At 71.2% G+C, this 19,228-nt stretch carries 15 protein-coding genes and 1 pseudogene; 9 read left to right on the top strand and 7 right to left on the bottom strand.

The genetic code is table 11. The features are described 5' to 3' along the window. Positions 1-2 precede the first annotated feature (2 nt). Positions 3-1,436: an FGGY family carbohydrate kinase gene (locus ACIQCZ_RS33960; RefSeq protein WP_402288308.1), complete on the bottom strand. Its 1,434-nt coding sequence runs from the start codon at positions 1,434-1,436 to the stop codon at positions 3-5. Between the two features lie 443 nt (positions 1,437-1,879). On the opposite strand from ACIQCZ_RS33960, the gene ACIQCZ_RS33955 reads away from it, so the two are divergent. The 6 genes and pseudogenes from ACIQCZ_RS33955 (at position 1,880) to ACIQCZ_RS33930 (ending at position 9,421) form a co-directional block, all read left to right on the top strand. Continuing rightward, positions 1,880-2,887, top strand: coding sequence for a hypothetical protein (locus ACIQCZ_RS33955; protein WP_402288306.1), 1,008 nt, complete (start codon positions 1,880-1,882; stop codon positions 2,885-2,887). 87 nt (positions 2,888-2,974) lie between these two features. Then, complete coding sequence (locus ACIQCZ_RS33950; protein WP_402288303.1) at positions 2,975-4,504, top strand: amino acid permease; 1,530 nt, start codon at positions 2,975-2,977, stop codon at positions 4,502-4,504. Positions 4,505-4,975: 471 nt separating this feature from the next. Continuing rightward, positions 4,976-6,142: a substrate-binding domain-containing protein gene (locus tag ACIQCZ_RS33945; protein ID WP_402288300.1), complete on the top strand. Its 1,167-nt coding sequence runs from the start codon at positions 4,976-4,978 to the stop codon at positions 6,140-6,142. 162 nt (positions 6,143-6,304) lie between these two features. Next, positions 6,305-6,394 (top strand): annotated as a pseudogene (locus ACIQCZ_RS33940) (carbohydrate ABC transporter permease); the annotation flags it as partial. Between the two features lie 88 nt (positions 6,395-6,482). After that, positions 6,483-7,523 carry a hydroxyacid dehydrogenase gene (locus ACIQCZ_RS33935; RefSeq protein WP_402288297.1) on the top strand — a complete coding sequence of 347 codons (1,041 nt, stop codon included), beginning with the start codon at positions 6,483-6,485 and terminating at the stop codon, positions 7,521-7,523. After that, positions 7,520-9,421, top strand: a complete 1,902-nt coding sequence (locus tag ACIQCZ_RS33930) for a DUF2264 domain-containing protein (RefSeq protein WP_402288294.1) — start codon at positions 7,520-7,522, stop codon at positions 9,419-9,421. The genes ACIQCZ_RS33935 and ACIQCZ_RS33930 overlap by 4 nt, the downstream gene beginning before the upstream one ends. Positions 9,422-9,464: 43 nt before the next feature. Here ACIQCZ_RS33930 and ACIQCZ_RS33925 read toward each other — a convergent pair whose 3' ends face one another. The 5 genes from ACIQCZ_RS33925 to ACIQCZ_RS33905 form a co-directional block, all read right to left on the bottom strand. Further along, positions 9,465-10,097: a lactate utilization protein C gene (locus tag ACIQCZ_RS33925; RefSeq protein WP_402288292.1), complete on the bottom strand. Its 633-nt coding sequence runs from the start codon at positions 10,095-10,097 to the stop codon at positions 9,465-9,467. Beyond that, entirely contained in the window at positions 10,094-11,632 is a 1,539-nt protein-coding gene (locus ACIQCZ_RS33920; RefSeq protein ID WP_402288289.1) for a LutB/LldF family L-lactate oxidation iron-sulfur protein, read from the bottom strand. Before ACIQCZ_RS33920 ends, ACIQCZ_RS33925 begins: the two co-directional genes overlap by 4 nt. After that, on the bottom strand, positions 11,629-12,396 hold the full coding sequence (locus ACIQCZ_RS33915; RefSeq protein WP_402288286.1) for a (Fe-S)-binding protein: 768 nt from the start codon (positions 12,394-12,396) through the stop codon (positions 11,629-11,631). Before ACIQCZ_RS33915 ends, ACIQCZ_RS33920 begins: the two co-directional genes overlap by 4 nt. Before the next feature lie 155 nt (positions 12,397-12,551). Continuing rightward, positions 12,552-13,286, bottom strand: a complete 735-nt coding sequence (locus ACIQCZ_RS33910) for a FadR/GntR family transcriptional regulator (RefSeq protein WP_402288283.1) — start codon at positions 13,284-13,286, stop codon at positions 12,552-12,554. Positions 13,287-13,538: 252 nt separating this feature from the next. Next, positions 13,539-14,318 (bottom strand): crotonase/enoyl-CoA hydratase family protein, encoded by a 780-nt coding sequence (locus ACIQCZ_RS33905; RefSeq protein ID WP_402288281.1) that lies wholly within the window; start codon positions 14,316-14,318, stop codon positions 13,539-13,541. 209 nt (positions 14,319-14,527) lie between these two features. On the opposite strand from ACIQCZ_RS33905, the gene ACIQCZ_RS33900 reads away from it, so the two are divergent. Further along, positions 14,528-15,403: a DUF2510 domain-containing protein gene (locus ACIQCZ_RS33900; RefSeq protein WP_402288278.1), complete on the top strand. Its 876-nt coding sequence runs from the start codon at positions 14,528-14,530 to the stop codon at positions 15,401-15,403. A gap of 119 nt (positions 15,404-15,522) precedes the next feature. Then, the gene (locus tag ACIQCZ_RS33895; protein ID WP_402288277.1) at positions 15,523-15,825 is read left to right on the top strand and encodes a hypothetical protein; all 303 of its coding nucleotides are present in this window, start codon (positions 15,523-15,525) and stop codon (positions 15,823-15,825) included. A gap of 40 nt (positions 15,826-15,865) precedes the next feature. On the opposite strand, the gene ACIQCZ_RS33890 is transcribed toward ACIQCZ_RS33895, so the two are convergent. After that, positions 15,866-16,498, bottom strand: a complete 633-nt coding sequence (locus tag ACIQCZ_RS33890; protein WP_402288274.1) for a class I SAM-dependent methyltransferase — start codon at positions 16,496-16,498, stop codon at positions 15,866-15,868. 516 nt (positions 16,499-17,014) lie between these two features. On the opposite strand from ACIQCZ_RS33890, the gene fusA reads away from it, so the two are divergent. Then, complete coding sequence (gene fusA, locus ACIQCZ_RS33885; RefSeq protein WP_402288273.1) at positions 17,015-19,117, top strand: elongation factor G; 2,103 nt, start codon at positions 17,015-17,017, stop codon at positions 19,115-19,117. Positions 19,118-19,228 lie beyond the last annotated feature (111 nt).

The following is a 19,228-nucleotide window of genomic DNA, read 5'->3' as shown; positions in this document are numbered from 1 at the left end:
CATCAGGCATGGTCCAGCAGAGTCTGCACCGCGGCCCGGAATCCGGCCAGGCGTTCGGCCGCCTCGTCGGCGCCGATCCGGGGTTCGTACACGGCGGCGGGCTTCCACTCGGGTACGGCCTGCCGGAGCGGGAGCCGGGGGTCGAGGCCGAGGCGGGCGACGGCTCCGACGCCGAGTGCGGTGACATCGGGCAGCGCGGACACCTCGACGGGACGTTGCAGCAGGTCGGCCTGGGTCTGCATGAGCAGTGCCGAGCGGGTCAGTCCTCCGTCGACCCGGAGTGAGGTCAGCGGGGAGCCCAGGTCGGTCGCGACCGCCTCGGCGAGTTCGACGACCTGTGCGGCGATGCCTTCGCACAGCGCACGCACCAGATGGCCCGCGGTGGTGTCGAGACCGAGGCCGGTCACCGATCCGCGCAGGTCACCGCGCCACCAGGGGGCGGCGAGACCGGCGAGCGCCGGTACGAACGTGACACCGCCGGAGTCGGGGACGCCGGCGCCGACCGCGTCGAGGTCCGCCGCACCCGAGATCACTCCCAGGCCGGTGAGCCAGTCGACGGCGGACGCGGCGGTGTAGACCTGTCCGTCGAGGCAGTAGCTGGTGCGGCCGCCGAGCCGCCAGGCGACGCAGCTGACCAGTCCGGTGGACCCGCGGCGGGGCGCCGGACCGGTCTGGGCGAGCAGGAAGGCGCCGGTTCCGTAGGTGCACTTGGCGTTGCCGGGGTCGAGGGCGTTCTGGGCGAGCAGGGCCGCCTGCTGGTCGACGAGGAGTCCGGTCAGCGGGAGTTCGCCGCCGAAGGCGGTCGTGGTACCGACGACGCCGTCGGAGTCGACGACGGCCGGGAGGCGCTCGTCGCCGAGGCCGAAGACGTCCAGGGCCTCGGGTGACCAGCGGACCCGGTCGAGGTCGAGCAGCTGGGTGCGTCCCGCGGTCGCCGCGTCCGTGACGAACGCACCGGTCAGCTGATGGACGAGCCAGGAGTCGCTGGTGGTGACCACGCCCTCGCGGGTCAGCTCGCGCCGGATCCAGGCCATCTTGGGGGCGGCGAAGTACGGATCGAGCGGCAGCCCCGTGAGGCGGGTCAACTCCTCCTCGTGCGACGCGAGTTCCGCGCAGACGGGTGCGGAGCGCCGGTCCTGCCAGACGATCGCCTCGGTGAGCGGGCGCCCGGTGTCCGGATCCCAGGCGAGCACCGTCTCGCCCTGGTTGGCGAGGCCGACGGCGGCCACCGGTTCGCCCGCTTCGCGCAGCGCCCGACGTCCGGCCTCGACGAGCGAGCCGAGCAGTTCGGCGGGGTCGACCTCGACCGCCCCTCCGGCGCCGTGACGCGGCCGCACGGGAGCCGAACCGGAACCGATCACGCCACGCTCCGGGCAGACCACCAGCGCCTTCGTTCCCGACGTGCCCTGGTCCACGGCGAGTACCGGGCCTGTCATCGACACTCCAGTCGTGCGAAAGCCCTACGGCTTGAACGGAATCGTGATCATTGGTCTCCGCCGCCCAGAGTGGTGCAGACCACCGCGTACGTCAAGGGCCGTCCGGGTGCACGTCCGGAACAACCGGCTGCTGATCAACGTCCGTACGGGTCAGTCGACTTGAGTAAGATCCGCGAATCGGTCCGGAGTTCGGGGCAACTGGCCTTACACTCACCGCCGAGCAACAACCGGACGCTTTCGAGCAGTTCGTCGTTCAACAGCTGCTGCACCCCCCACGCCCTTGAGGATTGATGACACCGACATTCCCTTCCGAGCTCCGAGACCTCGAACCCCGGGCTTTCCGCTTCCGCACGGGTTCCGTGCCACCGCCGGGCTGCGTGACGTGCTGAGGAAATCTCCCGACCGTCGCACCCCGTCCGGCCGCACATGGGCAGGGCGTGTCCATGGCCAACAGTGAATTCCGGCCGGTCTATCACCCGGCCGGCCATGACAACGAATTGCGTGTCGCGTTACAGGATCTGCGCACCGGGCGCTGGCTTTCCATGCGCGACCTGCTGGAACGTACGCCGGACTGGACCCTGTGGACGCAACGCACCCAGGTGCTCGGAGCCATCGCCGCCGGTTCGGACGCGGTACAGGCCTGGCTGGCCGAGGAGCCGCGAAGTGTCGCCGCCTCGGTGATGCACGCACGGGTCGTCGTGGAGCGCGCCGTGCGGGCCCATCGCGAGGGCCATCACCGTGCGCAGGAACTGTGGCAGGAAGCCTGGGGAGCCTGCCGGACAGCCGCACACACCTCGCCCGCCGACCCTGTGCCCTGGGTGTGCCTGCTGGCCCTGTCGCAGCTGGACGAGCACCAGCGACTGGAGGAGCACCGGCTGCATCCACCGGGGCCGATGCTCTTCCCCGGCCCGTGGGGGCTGCTGGCGGAGGCCGACAAACGGGATCCGTACAACCGCGAGGCCTACCACCGGATGCTTCAGTTCGTGTACGCGCGGAAGGCCGGCGGATCGCTCTCGGAGGCGGTCAACTTCGTTCAGTGGGCGGCCTCTTCCGCTCCCGACGGATCCGCGCTGCACGCGCTTCCCCTGTATGTGCGGGTCGAGCGCTACCGGCGCGAGCACGGGCACGAGAAGGCCCTGGATCTCCACTGGGTCACCGAGGACGCGGAACGGGACGCGGCTCGGGCGCTGGAGCTCTGGTTCCGTCGCACGCCTCCGATTTCCCACTCCCTGCTCGACCTGAACCATCTGGCCCACGCCCTGTGGGGTGCCCTCCAGTTCGCCGACGCCGCACCGGTGTTCCGGGAACTCGGGCCCTATTTCACCTCCGTTCCCTGGGTGTATCGCACACGGGACCCCAAGGTCCCCGGTGGCGCCGAGGAAGTCTTCCTGCGTGCCCGCAGCCGCTGCCTCGCGGTGTCCCGCGACCCCGGACGGGGGCCGCACGGCTGAGCCATGGCGCCGCGCGCCGAGCCCCATCCCCGTTCCGGACCGACCGCTTTCCTTCCCGTCCCCATCACTCCTCATGGAGGTTTTCCCATGTCCATATCCACCCCGACCCAGTCGGGTGCGGAGGCCAATTTGCCGAAGGACGAGGAGGAGCGGCTGCGTGAACTCGGCTATCAGCCCGTGCTCGCCCGGCGCATGGGCGGCTTCGGTAACTTCGCCATCAGCTTCTCCGTCATCTCCATCCTGTCCGGCTGCATGACCCTGTACGGCTTCGGCATGTCCACCGGTGGTCCGGCGGTGATGCTCTGGGGCTGGGCCGGTGTCGGGCTCTTCGTGCTCTGTGTCGGCATGGCACTCGCCGAGGTCACCAGCGCCTACCCGACCTCGGGAGCGCTCTACTACATGGCGGACCGGCTCGGTGGCCGCAAGTGGGGCTGGTACACCGGCTGGCTGAATCTGCTCGGTCTGCTCGGTGCGATCGCAGGTATCGACTACGGTGCCGCGCTGTTCACCGGTGCGCTGATGAATCTGCAGTGGGGATTCACCCCCACACCGGGCAAGACGATGATCATCTTCCTCTGCATCCTGCTGCTGCACGCCGTGCTGAACCTCTTCGGTGTCCGCCTCGTCAGTGTGCTCAACTCCATCAGCGTGTGGTGGCATCTCGCCGGTGTCGCGGTGATCGTCGTGGTGCTGGCGGTCGTGCCCTCGCACCACCAGTCGCCCTCGTTCGTCTTCACCGAGTTCGTCAACGACACGGGCTGGCACAATCCGTTGTACGTGGCGGCGATCGGTCTGCTCCTCGCCCAGTACACCTTCTGCGGCTACGACGCGTCCGCCCATCTGTCGGAGGAGACCTCGAACGCCTCGGTGACGGCCGCCAAGGGCATCGTCCGCGCGATCTGGGTCTCCTGGGTCGCCGGTTTCGTGCTGCTCGCCGGGCTGACCTTCGCGATCCAGGACTACGCGGGCACCCAGAACAGCGCGACCGGGGTGCCCCCGGCCCAGATCATGATCGACGCGCTGGGCACCTCCGGAGCCACGGCCCTGCTGCTGATCGTGATCGCGGCCCAGCTGTTCTGCGGCAACGCCGAGGTCGCCGCCGCCAGCCGGATGGTGTTCGCGTTCAGCCGGGACAACGCCCTGCCGGGCTCGGCCCTGTGGCGCAAGGTGAGCGCGAGCACCCAGACGCCCGTCAACGCGGTGTGGCTGTCGGTCGTCGTCGCCGGAGTGCTGGCGCTGCCGTCGCTGTACTCCGCCACGGCGTACGGTGCGGTGACCGCGATCAACGTCATCGGCATCACGCCCGCCTACGCGATCCCGATCTTCCTGAAGCTGCGCTCCGGTGGCCGGTTCGAGCGCGGGCCGTGGCACCTGGGCCGCTGGAGCAAGCCGATCGGCTGGATCGCCGTGGTGTGGGTCGCCATCGTGACCGTGCTGTTCCTGCTCCCCCAGTCGTCCCCGGTGACGGTCGACTCGATGAACTACGCGTCGATCGCGCTGGTCGCCGTGCTGGTTCTGGCCACCATCTGGTGGTTCGTCGCGCGTCGTTCGTACAGCACGCCGTCCGCGTACGGGAACGCACGCGAGCAGGCGGAGATCGAGGAAGGCATCGTCTGACCCGGCCCCGCCCACGCCTTCTTCTCAGCCCTCCCCAATCGCAGCGAGCAGCTGTCGGGGAGGGCTGAGGCGTGTGTGCGGCGGCGGGTTCAGAACGTCGGGTGCGCTCAGCGCAGGAGCAGCTGGAGTCCGCCGAGGACGGTCGCGCCGATGACCAGCTGCTCGAACCGATCTCACGTGCCCCGGTGCCACGCCCGCCGCGTTCCCGTCGGTCGCCATGACTCCGCCACGGCCCCCTCCTCCGGCTCGCGATCCTCGACGCCGAACCCTCTCACCGATCAGGCCCGACTCGAACGAAGGACCCCAGATGCCGTTGAACCAAGGCCGCAGGACCAACCTGGGACGGGTGAGGCCCACGGGACGATCCACGCGCGTGGACGGAGCCGGGGCGATCGCTATGCTGCGACCCGAACGCTCACCTGAAGCGCTCAAACGAACAACACATGGTGGTACGGCGAGGGGGCCAACAGCATGCGGGAGCCGGTCGAACTCAGGCGACAACGAATCCTGTCGGTGGTGGAGTCGCGCGGCGCCGTCAAGGTCAGCGTGCTCGCGGCCGAGCTGGATGTCTCGGTGGTCACGATCAGGCGGGACGTCGAGGAGCTCGCCCAGGCCGGGCGGCTGCGGCGCGGGCACGGGGTGGCCCGGCCGGTCGGGGAGGCGCAGCCGCCCGCCGCGGTGCCCGCGTCGCGGGGCGAGGAACCTGCCGGGGAGGGCGGGGCGGTGGCCCTGGTCGTACCCGAACGGCATTCGTACCTGTACGAGACCCTGCACGGCGCCCGGAGCGTTCTGGAGGAGTCCGGCATGCGCATCGCCCTGCACATCGCCCCCCAGGCGGCCGGAGCCGAACGGCCACTGGTGGAGCGGGCGCTGGCGGACGGGGCGCGCGGGCTGCTGATCGCGCCGCGCTGGCGCAACGCGCGCTCGGAGGAACTGGACTACGCATGGCTCGCGGACGTGGGGGTGCCGACCGTGCTCATGGAGCGGCGGCCCCGGCCGGGCAGCGCGCTGCACGCCCTCGACTCCGTCTGTTCCGACCACTGGTACGGGACGCACCTCGCCGTCGAGCACCTGGTGTCGCTGGGGCATCGCCGCATCGTGCTGGCCGCCCGTGACGACAGCCCGACGGCGCGCAGCATCCGTGCGGCGTTCGCCGAGATCGCAGCGGCCCGTGCGGAGGTGGAGGACTGGTCGGTGGTGCTGAGTTCCCCGGCGGCGGTGCCCGGCCCCGGTCCCGACTCCGCCGCCTCGGGAGCCGTCGCGCCGCCGGGCCCCGGAGCCGATGGCCGTGCCGGCCTCGACCTCGCGGCGTTGCTGCGGGAGCGGGGGACCACGGCGGCCGTGCTGCACGGCGACGTCGACGCGTTGATGCTGGTGCAGCGGCTGGCGGAGAGCGGTATCGAAGTGCCGCGCGACTGCTCCGTGGTGGCGTACGACGATGTGGTCGCTGCCCTCGGCAGCACGCCCCTGACCGCGGTGGCGCCGCCGAAGACGGCGATCGGACGCGTCGCCGCCGAACTGCTGCTCCACAGGCTGTCCGGGGCGGTCGGCGCGAATGGACCCGTACGCCGGACGGAGTTGCTGCCCACGCTCAAGGTGCGCGGATCCGCGCAGGAGAGGATCCCTTCCGCGAGATGAGCGTTTGACCGCTTTGATTTTCTTCTGAGCGATCTCTTGACCAGTACCGATCAGCCGATCAGGATTCCCCGTGACCCGAATCAGGAGCCGCGGGAGGCGCACATGCCCGGTCGACAGAGCCGTCGATCCGTGCTCGCCACGATCGCCGCCCTGCCGCTGACAGGCGCGCCGGTGAGCATCGCCTGCGGGTACGCCTTCGACAAGTACCGATTCGCGCACGAGGAGAAGCTCTTCGGTCCGGTGCTCGCCGCGGGTGGTTCTGGAAGTCGGGGCTCACCGCGGGCGCGGTCGAGTAGCCGCGCCACCGTCCTCATCCCCGACCAGGCCGACCAGGAGAGAGATGCACGGCACCTACGCCACCCCACCCACCGGCCGGAACCGACCGCGCGCCGCCGTCGCCATGAAGCCGGACGCCGCGACCGCCCTCCTCGACGCCCGGTCCCTGGCCGCGCTCGGCGAGGTGTGCGATCTCGCTCCGCCACCCGTCCTCGACGACTTCACCACCGACCGGGCCCGCGCCACTCTGGCGGATGTGGAGATCCTGGTCACGGGCTGGGGCTGCCCGCCGCTCGACGAGGCGGCCCTGGCTGCGGCACCGCGGCTGCGCGCCGTCGCCCACACCGCGGGCAGTGTCCGCGGGCACATCACCGAGGCCTGCTGGGACCGCGGCATCGAGGTGTCGTCGGCAGCCGCCGCCAACGCGCTGCCGGTGGCGGAGTACACCGTCGCGATGATCCTCCTCTCCGGCAAGCGGGCCCTGGAGCGGGCCCGTGACTACCGGACGGAACGCCGCCGCGACAACTGGCTCGCCACCGCGACCGAGGTGGGCAACTACGGCCGTACCGTCGGCATCCTGTCCGCCTCGATGATCGGCCGACGCGTCATCGAACTGCTGCGACCGTACGACCTGCCGGTCCTGCTCCACGACCCGTTCGTCTCCGAGGCGGAGGCCGCCGCGCTCGGCGTCCGGTCCGTCGGTCTCGGTGAACTGTTCGCGCACAGCGACGTGGTGAGCGTGCACACTCCCCTGCTGCCGGCCACCCACGGGCTCGTGAGCCGTGAGCTGCTCACCTCGATGCGCAGGGACGCCGTGCTCATCAACACCGCACGGGGCGCCGTGATCGACCAGGACGCGCTCGTCGACGTACTCCGGCAGGACCGGATCCGGGCGATCCTCGACGTCACCGTGCCCGACTCGCTGCCCCCCGCACACCCCCTCTGGGAGTGCGACAACGTCACCATCACCCCGCACCTCGCAGGCTCACAGGGCAACGAGTGGCGGCGACTGGTCGATCTGGCGGTCGGTGAGGCCGGCCGCTGGGCCGCGGGCGACGGATTCGCCCATCCCGTACGACGCGAAAGGCTGGCCTTCCTCGCATGACCGCACCCCATCCGGATTCCCCCCTCGAACTTCCCGCCGAGGACCGGGCGTCGAGCCCGCACACCGGCTACACCCGCGCGCACTGGGAGGCCGCTGCGGACGGACTGCTCAAGGCGGCCTGGCAGTGGGCCACACCCGGCGGCGCGCTGCTGGACCTGCCGGGCCGGCCGTCCGCCTCCGGGGTGCGCTCCGACGGGCTGGAGGGATACGCGCGTACGTTCCTCGCCGCCGCCTTCCGGGTCGCGGGCGCGGACGGCAAGGACCCGCACGGCTGGCTCGACCGGTACGCCGACGGACTCGCGGCCGGAACCCTCACCCCCGGCCGCGACGACGCCGAGTCCTGGCCGCTGATCCGTGACCACACCGTCTTCGGCCAGCCCATGGTCGAGTCGGCCTCGGTCGCCATCGGTCTGCGGCTGACCCGGCCATGGCTCTGGGACCGGCTGGAGTCCGGGGTCCGGGACCGTGCCGAGGAGTGGCTGCGCGGCGCGCTGCGCCACACCCCCGCGCCCAACAACTGGTACCTGTTCCCCTACTCCGTGGCCGCGTTCCTGGAATCCGTGGGCCGTGGGGACGCGGAGACGGCCCGCGCGAAGGAGCGCGCCCTCGGCCTGCTGGAGGGCTGGTACCGCGGCGACGGCTGGTACGCGGACGGCGACGGCCGCGCCTTCGACCACTACAACGGCTGGGCCCTGCATCTCTACCCCGTACTCGACGCACATCTGTCGGGCGACTCCGAGCTGTCCGAGCACTACGGTTCCCGGCTGCGCGAACACCTGGAGGGCTTCTCCCTGCTGTTCGGCGGCGACGGTGCGCCGATCCACTTCGGCCGGTCGCTGACCTACCGGTTCGCGGCTGCCTCGTCGGTCGCGCTCGGCGCCGTCACCGGGCACACACCGCTCACGCCCGGCGCCTCGCGGCGGGTGATCAACGGATCGCTGCGCTACTTCCTGGACCGCGGCGCCACCGGTACGGACGGGCTGCTGAGCCTGGGCTGGCACGGCCCGCACGAGGCGTCACTGCAGAACTACTCGGCACCCGCCTCGCCGTACTGGGCGTCCAAGGCCTTCGTCTCCCTGCTCGCCCCGGACAACCATCCGCTGTGGACCGCGACCGAGGAGCCCGCGCCGAGCGAGGGCCCCGACCGGGTGCTCGCGCTGCCCGCTCCCGGACTGCTCGTCCAGTCCACCCGGGCGGACGGAATCGTACGGCTGCACAATCACGGCAGCGACCATGTCCGCCCGCACGAAGGCGAGTCGGGGGTGGCGGACGACCCGCTGTACAGCCGTCAGTCGTACTCCACGGTGACGGGCCCCACGGCGAAGGGCAACCAGGCGGACAACCACCTGGCCGTGGTCGTCGCCGGAACGCGCAGCGGCCGTCGCTCCATCCGCCCGCTGGGCGCCGGCGGCGGTGACGACTGGGGCTGGGCCGCCTCGTGGCACCGACCGGTGTTCTCCTCCGGCGCGCCGATGGTGCCGGGGATGCGCGTGGAGAGTGTCACCGTGGCACGCGCCCGCTACGAGCTGAGGGTGCATCGGGTGCTCGGCGCGCCCGCCGGGGCCCGGGTGGAGCAGACGGGCTGGGCGACCGGCCCCGACGACACACTGACCTCCACGCTGCACGGACTGCACGGCTGGGGGACCCGGGACGGGGTACGGGCCCCGCAGGGCACGGCGTACACGCGCTGGGCGGTGGTGCCCCGGCTGTCCGCGGACGCGGAGGGCACGACGGTGCTGGTCGCGCTCGCCTCGCTGACCGCGGAGCCCGACCCCGGACCGCTGGACACGGTGGTGAACGGGGTCCGGGTGAACGGGGACACGGTGGAGGTCCGCTGGGCCGAGGACGGTACGACGACCCGGATCGGTTTCGAGCCGCTGAGCGTCACGCACGGCTGAGCGGAGGGGTCGCGCGGCGCGTGGTCGCGCGACCCCTTCACCCCTACGTGTCGGTCCGGATCACCACCACCAGCGTGCGTGGTCCGTGCACGCCCTCGACCCGCTCCAGCTCGATGTCGGACGTGGCCGAGGGGCCGCTGATCAGCGTCGTCGGCCGTTCCGGCACCAGTCGGGCCACCGCCTCCGGCACGCCGACCTCGACGGTCGACAGATCGACGACGCACACATGCAGGTCGGGGACGAGGGACAACGCCCGCCGCCCCTGGTCGGGCGAGCCGTCCAGGAAGATCGTGCCCGTCTCGGCGCAGCTGACGGCCGAGGCGGTGACGACCCCGTCCAGCGCGTCGAGACGGGGCGCCGGGACGGCGGCGGAGTCCTGCTCGACCTCGCCCTCGTAGCTGCCGAGCCAGGCCGGGTCGAGTCCGGCCGGCACACCGATCCGTCGGGCCTCGCGCTCCCGCAGTGCCTCGGCGACGGCGTCCGCCGTGCGGTCGGCGGTACAGGTGCGTACGTGTGCCTTGTAATCGGCGAGCCGGTCGGTGAAGAGTGCCAGCCGCTCGTCGTCGGGGAGGGTGCGGCCGGTGCGGTAGGCGCGGGGAACGGTGGTGTCCGGGGTGGGGGCGAGGGCCAGGGCGTCCTTGATCCTGCCCAGCACCGTTTCACGAGCGGTCGTCACTTCTCCCCGTCCTTCCGGTTCTTCCCGTACTCGTCGCTGGCGGCCCGCATCGCCGAGGCGCCCTCGGCCGATGCCAGCCAGGAGCGGAAGGTCTGCTTCGGCGGGGCGGCCGTGTCGCGGCTGTCGCTCCAGCCGTTGAACGGCGGCGGGAGACGGGAGATCTTCCCGTCCCGCCCGGCGATGACCCGGCCGAGGCCCGCCCCCTTCTGCGCGGCGGTGAACAGCTTCGGCTGCTTCATGACGGCGGCCGCGGCCTTCATGGCCAGTTTCTCCGCCGTCGTACCGGCCTGCTCGGTGTGCTGGTGGCGCAGCTCGACCAGCAGTGACGGGATGTCGATCTTGACCGGGCAGGCGTCGAAGCAGGCGCCGCAGAGGCTGGAGGCGTACGGCAGCGAGCTGTTGGGGTCGTCCTTGGCGGCGTGCATGCCGGCGAGCTGCGGGGTGAGGACGGCGCCGATCGGCCCGGGGTACGTGGATCCGTACGCATGGCCGCCGGCCCGTTCGTACACCGGGCAGACGTTGAGACAGGCCGAGCAGCGGATGCAGTTGAGCGCCTCGCGCCCGATCCGGTCGGCGAGCGCCGCGGTGCGTCCGTTGTCGAGCAGGACCAGATGGAAGTCCTGCGGTCCGTCGCCGGGTGTCACCCCGGTCCACATCGATGTGTACGGGTTCATGCGCTCCCCGGTCGAGGAGCGTGGCAGCAACTGCAGGAACACTTCGAGGTCCTGGTAGCGCGGCAGCACCTTCTCGATGCCCATGACGGTGATCAGGGTGTCGGGCATGGTCAGACACATACGGCCGTTGCCCTCGGACTCCACGACGGAGAGGGTTCCGGTCTCGGCGATACCGAAGTTGGCCCCGGAGACGGCCACCTTGGTCGTCATGAACTTCTCGCGCAGATAGGCGCGGGCCGCGGCGGCGAGATGCGCGGGTACGTTGTCGAGGCCCGGATCGACGCCCGGGATCTCCTTGAGGAAGATCTGCCGGATCTCATCGCGGTTGCGGTGGATGGCGGGGACCAGGATGTGCGACGGCTTGTCGTGCGCGAGCTGGACGATCAGTTCGGCGAGGTCCGTCTCGTACGGGGTGATGCCGACGGATTCGAGGTGCTCGTTGAGGCCGATCTCCTGGGTGGCCATCGACTTGACCTTGATGACGTCGCGGCTGCCCGTCGCCTGGACCAGCCGGGCGACGATCTCGTTGGCCTCGACTCCGTCCCGCGCCCAGTGGACGGTGCCGCCACGCTCGGTGACCTTGTGCTCCAGTTGTTCCAGGAGTTCGGGGAGCCGGTTCATGGTGTCGGTCTTGATGGCCGAGCCGGCGTCTCGCAGTTCTTCCCAGTCGGGCAGTTCGCCGGTGACGTTCAGGCGCTTGGCGCGGATCGTACGGGTGGCCCGGCCGAGGTTGCGGCGCAGTTGTTCGTTGCGCAGTTCGTCGTGGGCGGCGGCGGGGAACTTCCGGTCGCCGCGCAGATTGCCCGTTCCGTACGGGGAACGGGGCGGGGTCGCGGGCATGCCGAGGAAGGTGCTGCTCATCGGACGGCCTCCGTCGGGACGTACGGCGAGGTGCGGGTGGCGGAGAGGATCTGCGCGAGGTGCAGGGTGCGGGTGCCCGAGGCGATACGGGAGAGCCCGCCGCCGATGTGCATCAGGCAGGAGGAGTCCCCCGCGGTGCAGACATCGGCCCCGGTGGTGGCGATGTTGCGCATCTTGTCCTGGAGCATGGCCGTCGACGTCTCGGCGTTCTTGACGGCGAAGGTGCCGCCGAATCCGCAGCAGGAGTCGGCTTCGGGGAGCTCGACGAGGTCGATGGAGTCGACGGCGCGGAGCAGCTTCAGCGGCTTGTCGCCGACGCGGAGCATGCGCAGGGAGTGGCAGGTGGGGTGGTAGGTCACCCGGTGCGGGAAGTAGGCACCGACGTCGGTGACGTCCAGGACGTCGACGAGCAGCTCCGACAACTCGTACGTCTTGGCCTTGACGGTGGCGACGCCCGCGCGCAGCGCCGCGTCCCCGTACCGCGCGGCGACGATCTCGTGCTGGTGCCGGACCGAACCCGCACACGATCCGGACGGCATGACGACGGCGTCGATCGCCGCGTCACCGAACTGCTCGGCGAAGTTCCTTACCAGGGGGACGGGTTCGCGCTGGTATCCGGTGTTGACGTGCATCTGGCCGCAGCAGGTCTGCCCCGGCGGGAACACCACGTCATGGCCCAGTCGGGCGAGCAGGACCGCGGTCGATTTCACCGCCTCGGGGAAGAGCGTGTCTCCCAGACAGGTGGCGAAGAGTCCGATGCGCATGGGTCTCTCCGATCTTCTCTCCATTTATATGGTCCGACCATACTAGCCTCGGTCCGAAACATGAAGGATGCGGCGCTCGGGGCGGCGCGCCATGTCGGTCATATACATGACAAATCCGGGGCCGAAGAGGCGTTGATGATGCGCACGCCCCACTCTCAAAGACGCTCCGCGTTCTCGTCGACCAGCGTGCCGTGGAGGCTGCGGATGTGCCGCTCGACCAGGTCGGCGGCCTTCTCGCCCTGGCCCGCGCGCACCAGCCGCAGGAGTTCGGCGTGTTCCGCGTTGAGCGCGGCGGCCGTGGCCGGCCAGTCCTCGGCCCGCTCCAGGGCGCGCAGGATCAAGGGACGCACCGACTCGCGTACGGCGGAGGTGAGCGTGGAGGTCAGCGCGTTGCCGGAACCGCGCGCGACATGCACGTGGAAACGGGTGTCCAGGTCATTGAACTCGGACACCGCGACATCCGGCTCCCCCATGCGCACGACCAGGGTCTCCGCCTCGTCGAGGTCCTCCTCCGAGGCGTACCGTGCGGCCGCCTCGAAGCTGGACCTCTCCAGCACCACACGCGCCTCCAGGACGTCCTGGAGGCTGTAGCTTCCCAGAGCGAAGTGCAGACGAAGCAGCCGCCCGAGGGCGTCGTCTGGGTTCCGCACGATCCGCGCCCCGGCATCCGGCCCCCGGCCGGGCTGGGCGACCAGCACACCGATGGTCTCCAGCACGCGCAGCGCCTCGCGCAGTGCGGACCGGCTCACCCCGAGCACCGGAGCGAGCTCCCGCTCGGGCGGCAGCCGGTCACCGGCCCTGAGCTCCCCGGCGAACACCCGCTCCTCGATGCTCCGGAGCACGAGTTCATGCGTACGGGACTGCCGTACGGGTTGCCACTCGACGGGCATCCCGTCACCCCCTGCCTCGGCCGGAATCGTCCGGTGTCGTCTCGTCTGCCGCCGATCTTCAACTATGTCACACATCACGTATGGTCGGACCAAAGGTTGCCGGAATCACGTACCTGCCCGGCAGCCGCGCTCGGACGCGGTCCGCCGACGGCGACCGTCGCCACCGCAATGTCGGGCCGCGCGCCGGACCGGGCCCCGTGCGCGGCTCGCCGCCCGTGCGGTTCCCCGCTGTCGCGTGATGCGGCCCGCCGTTCAGTCGTCGAAGGAACCGTGCCGACCGGCGCCGCCGCCGAACCGGTCCGCACCGGCCTGCGTCTCCCCCGCCGTGAGGGGCACCATGCCGTGCCGGTACTCCCCCGCCAGGGCCTCCGCCTCACTCAGACCGTGCTGCTCCCTGACCGAGAGCCGGTCGTGACGCAGGCACAGCTGGGGGAACGCGGCGATCTCCCGGGCGAGCCGCTCCGCCGCGCGCCGGGCCTCGCCGGGCGGCACGATCCGGTTGACGAGCCCCATGGCGCAGGCCTCGGAAGCCGGAACGGGGCGCCCGGTGAGAATCATGTCCATGGCCCGGCTCTCGCCGATGAGGCGCGGCAGCCGTACGGTTCCGCCGTCCACCAGTGGCACTCCCCAGCGGCGGCAGAACACCCCGAACACCGCGTCGTCCTCCGCCACGCGCAGATCGCACCAGAGGGCCAGCTCAAGTCCCCCTGCCACGGCATGCCCCGAGACCGCCGCGATGACGGGCTTGCTCAGGCTCATACGGGTCGGGCCCATCGGCCCGTCGCCCTCGGCCCGGACCTCGTTGCCACGCTCCGTACCGATGCCCTTCAGGTCGGCACCGGCACAGAACGTACCTCCCTCGCCCCACAGCACGGCGACGGCCGCATCCGGGTCGGCGTCGAACTCGCGGAAGGCGGCGGCCAGTCGGTTCGCCGTCGGGCCGTCCACGGCGTTGCGGACCTCGGGCCGGCTGAGGATCACCGTGAGGACGGGGCCGTCGCGTTCGATCCGTACCGCAGGTGTCTCGATCATCGTCGCCCTCCACAGGGGTCGCGCGGGTCCCGGGGGAGGATCTTCCCGACCGGGGAGTACGGGATGGTGGCCACGAAGCGCGCGTTCTTCGGAGCCTGTTCCGGCCGCCGCGCAGGGGTGGCCTCACCCCCGTGCGCTGGGCGACGGCCCTCCGTCCGGGTGCGGCCGGATTCATCTGATTCTCACGCAACCGTTCTACCGTGGATCGCGTGACCCAGACGAGCCCGCCCGGCTGGCATCCAGACCCCGGGTATACAGGAATCGGCCCCGTTCAGGAACGCTGGTGGGACGGCAACCAGTGGACCGACCATCTCCGACTGCCGCCCGCCACGATCAGGCGTCGGCGGATACGCATCGGCGTCACCGCGGGTGTGGTGGCGCTCGCCGCGATCGGTACAGGCGTCCTTCTTCTGTCGGATCCTTCCGGCGGCCCCGAGGAGAACGCGGCCACGGCTCCGTCCACCGCGCCCTCCGGCGCTCCCGGTGGCGGCGGGCGCGGGGGCGGCGGCGAGAGCCGGGCACCCGAGCGGCAGTTGCCGCAGACCGAGGACGGCTACGCCACCGATCTGGCCGGGGGCATCAGCCTCCCCGTGCCCGACGGCTGGAAGGGCAAGTCGGGAATCGCGGGGGCGGACGTGACCACCGGTGAGTACGCCTGCCCCGGTGACACGTCCCAGCAGTGTGTGCGCGGCGGCGTCTCCTCCATGCCGGCGACGGCCCTGAAGCTCGACACCACCACGGCCAAGGCCACAGCGACGAAGGACATCTCCGCCAACGCCACGGAGTCCTACGGCGAGAAGATCTACGGGGGCATCACCTCGCATCAGGAACTCAGGTCCGAGCCGGTCACGGTGGCCGGCCAGCAGGGCTACCTGGTGCGCTGGAAGGTGGTGACGAAGAACGGCGACGACGGGTACGTGCAGTCGCTGGCCTTTCCGTCCCCCCGCTCCAAGGAGATGATGATCGTCGTCCGCTCCGGCTTCGACATCAACGCCAAGGCACCGGCGCTGTCCGTCATGGACGACATCACCAAGGGCATCAAGGCCGCCTCGGGCGCGGGCTCGGGCCCCGGCACCACCGCATAAGGGCTGACCGCGATCACGCCGAGCGTGCGGGGACGGTCGACGGGTGTGAGTACAAGGGATCAACCGGCTGAGTACGTCGGCCGATTCACCGGCGGGCCGCGGCTGGTCGAATGGCGGCCATGGCTCCTGACGCACCGCACCGCCCCCGCCTGCAGCACGTCACCACGGCAGGTACGGCCCTTGCCGTGACCCTGACCCCGCTGGTGATCGGTGTACTGCTCGCCAAGTCCATGGCGACGGACCCCATGACACCGGTCAACGCGATGGTCACCAGGGGCGGGCAGCCCGTACCCGTGTCGCCCACGCAGTTGGGCCGATGCGGCAGGCATGCGCTGCGCGGGTGGAAGCGCCCGCTGATCGCGTACAAGCGCCCGCGAGCGCTCGCGCGACGGTGCCCCGGGGTACCGTCGCGCGAGCGCTGAGACAACCGCGCGCCCGGCGCACCCGGGCGGGGTTGACGTATCAGTCCCGTCGGCAGTGCAGGAACAACTGGGGCTCGGCCACCGCCGCTTCATGGGCCGGGGTGAACAGGCCGGCCTGCTGCCACAGGACCGTGAATCCGGCCCCGGCGACCAACTCGGTGAACTCCTCGGCGCCGAAGCTGGTCGCCCGCACCTCATGGCCCATGAAGACCACACTGACGTCCTCGGCGTCCACCGGTACCGTCGCGACGACCAGGTGCCCGCCGGGGACCAGCAGCCGCGCCAGCTTCCGCATCAGTCGGGACTGGTCGTCGCGGGACATCTGCAGCAACGAGAAGTACACGCAGATCGCGTCGAAACTCCCTTCTTCCAGCGGGAGTTCACGAATGTCCGCGCACTCGAAGGACGCGCCGGGCACCTGCCCCGCCGCCAGTTCCACCATGACGGGCGAGACATCGACTCCCAGCACGTCATGACCGGCCTCGGCCAGGACCTGTGCGGTCGGCCGGCCCGTTCCGCTGCCCACGTCCAGGACCCTGCTGTGCGGTGCGAGGTGCTCCAGCAGCCGGCGCAGCGAGGCATGGTGGGTGGTGGATCCGGCGAACGCCCGCTCGTACTCGGCCCCCAGGGCGTCGAACACCCTGGCGGCGGCGAGGCCGTGGTCGTCGTCCATCGATGTGATTCCTTCCGTTGTCCGGGACGGCTCCCGGGATCGTTCCATCCTTCGAGAATCCGTTCAACGCACCACCCTGGCAGTGAAGATGGCGAATCCGGCAGCAGCACGGCGAGCGGTCCGGCGGCCTCGTTCCCGTCCGGCGGCCCGGAGAGAAAAATCCGGTGCCCGGCCCGCGCCCGTCTCACTACACTCGCCACGAATCGCACGTCGCATCGCGGCGCGCACCGTGACAACGAGGGGAGGCCGGCCATGCGTCATCGCACCGCCGTGGTCGTCCCCCGGTCCCGGTACGAGGTGATCCTGGTGTCTTCGTCCGCCCGGTGCCCGCTGCGCGGCCGGCACCGGATGTCCGTGACGAACGACTGACGTCCTCCCGAGGTGCTCCGGGCCGATCCGACGGCTCGTCACCGGTGCGGTGCGCCGCATCGGGGGGCATCCGCGTGGCCCGCCGACGGGCCGGTTCGTCCGGCGATCGCGCCGCTTCATCCGGATCACCCCGAAAGGCAACCGGCCGTGCGTACCGACCTGCACCGTCATCCCATCAGTCCGCTGAACGGCGTTCGTAATCTGGGCATCCTCGCCCACGTCGACGCCGGAAAGACCACCGTCACCGAACGGATCCTCTACCTCACCGGCACCACTCACAAGCGGGGTGAGGTCCACGACGGGACGACCGTCACCGACTTCGACCCCCAGGAGCGCGATCGCGGTATCACCATCTTCGCCGCCGCGGTGAGTTGTACCTGGGACGGCCACCGGATCAATCTGATCGACACCCCCGGCCACGTCGACTTCTCCGACGAGGTGGAGCGCTCGCTGCGGGTGCTCGACGGCGCCGTCGCGGTGTTCGACGCCGTCGCGGGGGTCGAGCCGCAGAGCGAGACGGTGTGGCGGCAGGCCGACCGGCACGGGGTACCGCGGATCGCCTTCGTCAACAAACTGGACCGCGCCGGGGCCGACCTCGACACGGCGGTCGCTTCGATACGCGAGCGGCTGCACACGGTTCCGCTGGCCGTGCAGATGCCGATCGGGAAGGAGGACGGATTCACCGGAGTGGTGGACCTGCTGCGCATGCGGGCGCTGGTCTGGTCCGACGACGGCGCCGCGTTCGAGGAGGGGCGGGTACCCGACGACCTCCGCGAGGAGGCGCACCGACTGCGCGGGCTGCTCGAGGAGACCGTGGCGGAACTGCACCCGGCGGCGCTGGAGGAGTTCTGCGCTCGGTCGACGGTCTCGGCACCGACCCTCGCCGCCGCACTGCGCGATCTGACCCGTACCGGTGAGGCCGTCGTCGTGTTGTGCGGGTCGGCCTACCGCAACCGGGGCATCGAGCCGCTGCTGGAGGCCGTCGTGGCCTACCTGCCCTCGCCCCTGGATGTGCCCGCGGTACGCGGCACGCTGGACGGCGCGGTGCAGGAGCGGCCCGCCGACCCGGCGGCGCCGTTCGCCGCGCTGGTGTTCAAGGTGAACTCGACCGCCACCGGGCGGCTGACCTACCTGCGTGTCTACTCGGGAACGATCCGGAAGGGGGACACCGTGCTGGACGTGGGCGCGCGGCGCACCGAGCGGATCGGCCGGATCCTGCGGGTGCAGGCCGGACGGCACTCGGATGTGGACCGGGCGGTCGCCGGGGACATCGTCGCGGTGATCGGGCTGAAGGCGGCCCGCGCCGGGGCGACCCTGTCCGCGCCCGCGACGCCCCTGGTCCTCGAACCGCCTTCCGTGGCCGATCCGGTCGTCTCCGTGGCGGTCGAGGCCCGCCGGAGCATCGACACCGACCGATTGGTGTCGGCGCTGGCACGGCTGGTGGAGGAGGATCCGTCGCTGGCGGTCCGGACCGATCCCGAGACCGGTCAGACGGTGCTGTCGGGCATGGGGGAACTCCATCTGGAGGTCGCGGTGGAGAAGATCCGGCGAGCTCACGGGCTGGATGTCGGCGTCGGCCGTCCGCAGGTGGCGCTCCGGGAGACGGTGGTCCGGGGCGTGTCCGGGCTGGTGTACCGGCATGTCAAGCAGGACGGAGGCGCAGGCCAGTTCGCTCATGTCGTTCTCGACGTGGAACCGTGGGATGCCACGGGTGACGACGGCGGTGGCGGGGCGACGGACTTCGTGTTCCGGTCCACCGTCGTGGGTGGCCGGGTGCCGCAGGAGTTCGTCCGTGCGGTGGAGGCCGGCTGCCGGGACGCCCTGGCCGAAGGCCCCCTGGGCGGGCACCCGGTGACCGGGCTCCGGGTCACGCTGACCGACGGGGCGACCCACTCCAAGGACTCCTCGGAGATGGCGTTCCGGACGGCCGGCCGACTCGGGCTGCGGGAAGCGCTGCGCAGCAGCGTGATGGTGCTGCTGGAACCGGTGGCCGAGGTCACGGTCACCGTGCCCGACGACGCCGTGGGCGGGGTGCTCGGCGACCTGGCGGCACGGCGTGGGCGGGTCTCGGGCTCGACGGCGCGGGCGGGCACCTCGGTGCTCACCGCTGCCGTGCCGCTGGCGGAGCTGTTCGGCTACGCCACCCGGCTGCGCAGCCGCACCCGTGGCCGGGGAACGTTCACCACCCGGGCCACCGGCTACGCCCCGGTGCCGAGCGCGGTGTCATCCGCCGGGGCATCGGCCCGGTAGTGACCGTGCCGGCTCTGCCCGTTCGCGGGCGGGGCCGGCACGACCGCCGCGTGCACAGCGGCCATGCGGGCCGTGTGACCGAGCCGCCCTGGTCGATCCACCGGGCCCGGT

The sequence above is a fragment of the Streptomyces sp. NPDC093149 genome, assembly GCF_044754145.1.
In the GTDB taxonomy this organism is placed as follows: Bacteria; Actinomycetota; Actinomycetes; order Streptomycetales; family Streptomycetaceae; genus Streptomyces.
This window is presented reverse-complemented; position numbering and strand designations above follow the sequence as displayed.